The following is a 4,108-nucleotide window of genomic DNA, read 5'->3' on the forward strand; positions in this document are numbered from 1 at the left end:
AGGATCTGCTGGCGCTGCTCGTCCTGGGCACCTTTGGCAGTGGCAGCCTGTTCCCGCGCCGCACGAGCGGCACGACCGGCGGCAATTGCCTGCTGCTGAGCGGCGATGGCGGGATCACTCGTCGGCGGCGATCCCCGGTCCTGGGAGCGTGTCTCGTCGGTCCGGGCGGCCGGCGGTGTACCCCCTTCCCCTGCGGTGTCAGCGACCGATTGCATCTGCTGCATCTGGATGTCGCGGCGCTGCTCGGCAAAGAGCGCGGAGATTTCCTTGCGCATCTCCTCGACGGCCTGGCGCTCCGCACTACTGTCGACCATGGTCTCGAGGCGGTCCATCGATTTGTTCGCTCGAGAAACACGCTCGTCGAACTGTTCCAGCGATAGGGGCATGGTCTTTTTCTTCTGCTGTTGNGCGGCGCTGCTCGGCAAAGAGCGCGGAGATTTCCTTGCGCATCTCCTCGACGGCCTGGCGCTCCGCACTACTGTCGACCATGGTCTCGAGGCGGTCCATCGATTTGTTCGCTCGAGAAACACGCTCGTCGAACTGTTCCAGCGATAGGGGCATGGTCTTTTCCTTCTGCTGTTGAATGTTTGCGATGACAGTCTTGAGTGCCGCCGACGGCTCGTTCGACGGCGCGCCGGATCGCTGCGCAAAGGCTTCAAACCGCTTTTGAAGCCAGGGCGACGGTGAACCCTCCTTCGAGGAGCCCACCGCCTCAATGATTACGTCAGAACGCAWCCCCAGCTTGAGCATCCGCGCCTCGAAATCCCTGACGACGGACAGCGTCTCTCCGCCCGGGCCAAACTCGTCGTTCTGCTTGGCGAGTTCSCGCTCTATTTTGCTGAYGCTCGCCGTTGTGGGCGCCAGCACATAAATTGTCTTGCCGCCGGCCGAAACGAAGTTGCTATCGACGCCGGCCACCCGCTGGACGATCTCAATCATCGCGTCGCRGTCAGCGACCTCCTCCGTCTCCAGACGAAGGAGRGCAAAGCCGGCAGCGTGGCGCGGCGCTGGCTGCGCAGCTTGTCCGGCCGCCGCGGCTGCGAACCGSTCGGCCGCCGCGATCACCGACGGCTCCGCGCCGGCCTTCTTCAAGGCGCTCGCCGTTGACTGCCATTTCGCGGCGAGAGCCAGGTTGCCATTGATGAGACGCCGGCGCGCTTGCGCTCGACGCGTTTGGTGACGGCGGGCGTCTTGAGATAGCGAGGATCGCTCTTGCTGCGCTCGTAGGCGCCGGCTTGCGACTGGCTGTAAGGCCGTGTGGCCGCGACGTCTGCACGCCGGGTGGCGACCATGGCGATGCCCTGTTCGCGTGCCTTGGCCGCGAACCGCTCGCGCCATTCGTAGAGTTCCGGCTTGGTGAGGCGCAGCGCCTTGCCGATGTCGTCTCGCGCCGAGATCATCGCATGGACATGCACATGGCCGGTATCCGGATGATGAGCGGTGATCCACTTGTGCCCGGCGACCTGCTCGCTCAGAAAATCCCGCACGGCCCGCGTCATCGCCTCTGGATCGGTCCCAGTCCGCGCCGAGAAGATGACATGGAAGGCATTACGTGGCTCGACGGTGCGAATGTGGGATGACCAGTCCCGCCAAATCCTATCCGCCTTTTCCTTGACGCTCGACCCGCGCTCGATCAGATCGCCGGCGCTGGTGCTTACGGCTTTCTCGTTGCGAAGGAATTTTTCGAGGAAGTAGCGGCCGGACTTTTCGGAGACGGCGGCGCCGAGAATACGCACCTCGGCCGTCACTCCAGCGTCGGCCAATCGGCGTGCAAAACTGGCTTCCGCATTTTCGACAGCGCGTGCCGGGCCTTCCCCCTTCTCGCGGGCCCTCAGCGCATCCGCAATCTTCTTCGCCGGCAGGTCTGTCACCGCGTAGACCGAGACCTTGCCATCCGGATGCCGAGAATAGAGGAAAGGCTTTGATCCAAAGGCGGCGTTCAGGGCGTCGTGAAGTGCGGTATCGTCGACCGTATCGGCGACGGTAAAGGAAAATGTGGCCAGCGCGTTGACCGCATAGGCGTTACGGAATTCCGCGCCCCATTCGGCCAGCGCCGCGGCCCGGTCCTCGCGGCTTGCGACCGCGAGGCCRTCCTGATCGTAGATCGGGATATCGACCTTGCCCCTGTCGCCGTTTTCCTTCTCGATTTCGCGSGTTCCGAGATAGGTCATCAGGCCSGCGGCCGAAGCCCGGCTCGATACCGTCGACGTCACCTTGATCACGACCGGCTGTGCACCGGCGGCAATCGCTGCACGGCTCGCGGTTTCCGCTGAGGATCTAYCCGTTGCGGCGCGTCGCGTGGAGATCGGCTGAGCCATGCGAGGCGCGGAAAGGCCTGCGCCCCCTCCCCCGCCGGCCGACTTCTTCAATTCMTCTTCGTCATCCAGATTGCGGCCAGCACCCAAGGCACCGACGAGCGCGATGACACCTCGCTGCGATGCCTGGGACACCTGCAGGATCGACGCGATCGTCGGCTCGTTCGGCGATATCGGACCTCGACGTGTCTTGCTCGCAATGCCAGACGGTACAAAGCGCTCCTGCGGAGCCTGCCCCGACATCNGACGCGATCGTCGGCTCGTTCGGCGATATCGGACCTCGACGTGTCTTGCTCGCAATGCCAGACGGTACAAAGCGCTCCTGCGGAGCCTGCCCCGACATCGCGATACCGATCGCGCGCCGCCGGCGCGATTCCTCATCCTCGTCAATCAGCGACGATGCTCGACGGACGGTATAGGTCTCGATCGCGCCGAGCAGCCCGGTCCAATCATGCGCCACGGCCAGTCCCCCTCCGCTCCNATGCCAGACGGTACAAAGCGCTCCTGCGGAGCCTGCCCCGACATCGCGATACCGATCGCGCGCCGCCGGCGCGATTCCTCATCCTCGTCAATCAGCGACGATGCTCGACGGACGGTATAGGTCTCGATCGCGCCGAGCAGCCCGGTCCAATCATGCGCCACGGCCAGTCCCCCTCCGCTCCTCACAGCTGATCCGCAGCATCAGATCGACGTCGGTCCGCAGCCGAAACAGGCCGTCGAGAAGAGTGCGTAGCGCCGCGTCGAGATCCGGTTCATAGGCGACGCGCCCCTCATTCATCGCCCGGACCGCCTGGTTGAGATTGATACCGATCCGCCGCAGTTCCTCATTGGTGTCGCGCAGCGCGTCTGCCTCGGCCAGTCCAACCGGGAGCGGAAGGCCCGCCTGATCGCGAAACAGCAGCCGGATCACGTCGCTGGCGGTGCGGTCTTCTCCGCACAACACGGCAAGCGCCTCCCGCTCCTCCGGCTGAAGTCGGACCCTGACCACTTCGCTCCGCATCGTTTCCTTCCCGCTTGTCAGGTTGCCGGAGGCGACCCGGAGCGCCAGAGGCGCGAACCACAGCCCTGCCGGAGGCGGGGCAACGTCGAGTTTGTACCACAAACTTGACTATCCTGCCACAGAAGAGACAACTATAATTTATTATCAATCTCAATCCGCAGATACCGACGATCTCGATCCGACCACCTCGGCCGATTGGCGCGAACCGACAAACTCCGGCGCGAACAGTTACCCGCTTTTAACGCGCTCATACCCACTTGCAGCGCTGGCAACTGGTTATTCATCGTTGATAATCAACAATTAGCAGCGCACATGTTGTTCATCATTAATGGCCCATTGTTGATTGCCTATTGACCATTACCCGTCGTCAGCGGGCAATCATCGGTCATCAATCATCAATGGTGAACGAGCAACGGGCAANATCATTAATGGCCCATTGTTGATTGCCTATTGACCATTACCCGTCGTCAGCGGGCAATCATCGGTCATCAATCATCAATGGTGAACGAGCAACGGGCAACAATTACGTTGCGAAAGGCAACTTTTGTAATTAATTATAATTTATCCTTGAACTGAAGGAGCCACCATGATCGTCACTATCGCCAACCCGAAGGGCGGAACCGGGAAGACCACGCTCGTTCGCGCGCTGTCGGGGACGGCAGCCCATGCGGGCAATGACGTGTTTCTGATCGATGCCGATAGCCGCGCCAACACGATGCGCTGGGTCACGATGTCGAAACAGATGAATGTCTGGCCGGAGCGCCTGGAAGCGGAAAGCTGCCTCGATCCGAAC

Annotated in this window: 3 protein-coding genes; 1 reads left to right on the forward strand and 2 read right to left on the reverse strand. The window is 62.3% G+C overall.

Features of this window, described 5'->3' with window-relative positions:
• Positions 1-386: hypothetical protein (locus ASD00_RS32970; protein ID WP_210173881.1), on the reverse strand; the 386-nt coding region annotated here is incomplete at its 3' end.
• A 2,560-nt stretch (positions 387-2,946) separates the two neighbouring features.
• Entirely contained in the window at positions 2,947-3,315 is a 369-nt protein-coding gene (locus tag ASD00_RS32990) for a plasmid mobilization relaxosome protein MobC (RefSeq protein ID WP_156585905.1), read from the reverse strand.
• Between the two features lie 586 nt (positions 3,316-3,901).
• Between ASD00_RS32990 and ASD00_RS32995 the strand changes: the two genes are divergently transcribed.
• On the forward strand, positions 3,902-4,108 hold a 207-nt coding region (locus ASD00_RS32995), incomplete at its 3' end, for a ParA family protein (protein ID WP_156585907.1).

The organism is Ensifer sp. Root31 (assembly GCF_001424825.1).
Taxonomy (GTDB): Bacteria; Pseudomonadota; Alphaproteobacteria; order Rhizobiales; family Rhizobiaceae; genus Ensifer; species Ensifer canadensis.

Coding starts and splice junctions, on each gene's coding strand:
- ASD00_RS32990 (WP_156585905.1), bottom strand. CDS start 3,315: ATGCGGAGCGAAGTGGTCAGGGTCCGACTTCAGCCGGAGGAGCGGGAG.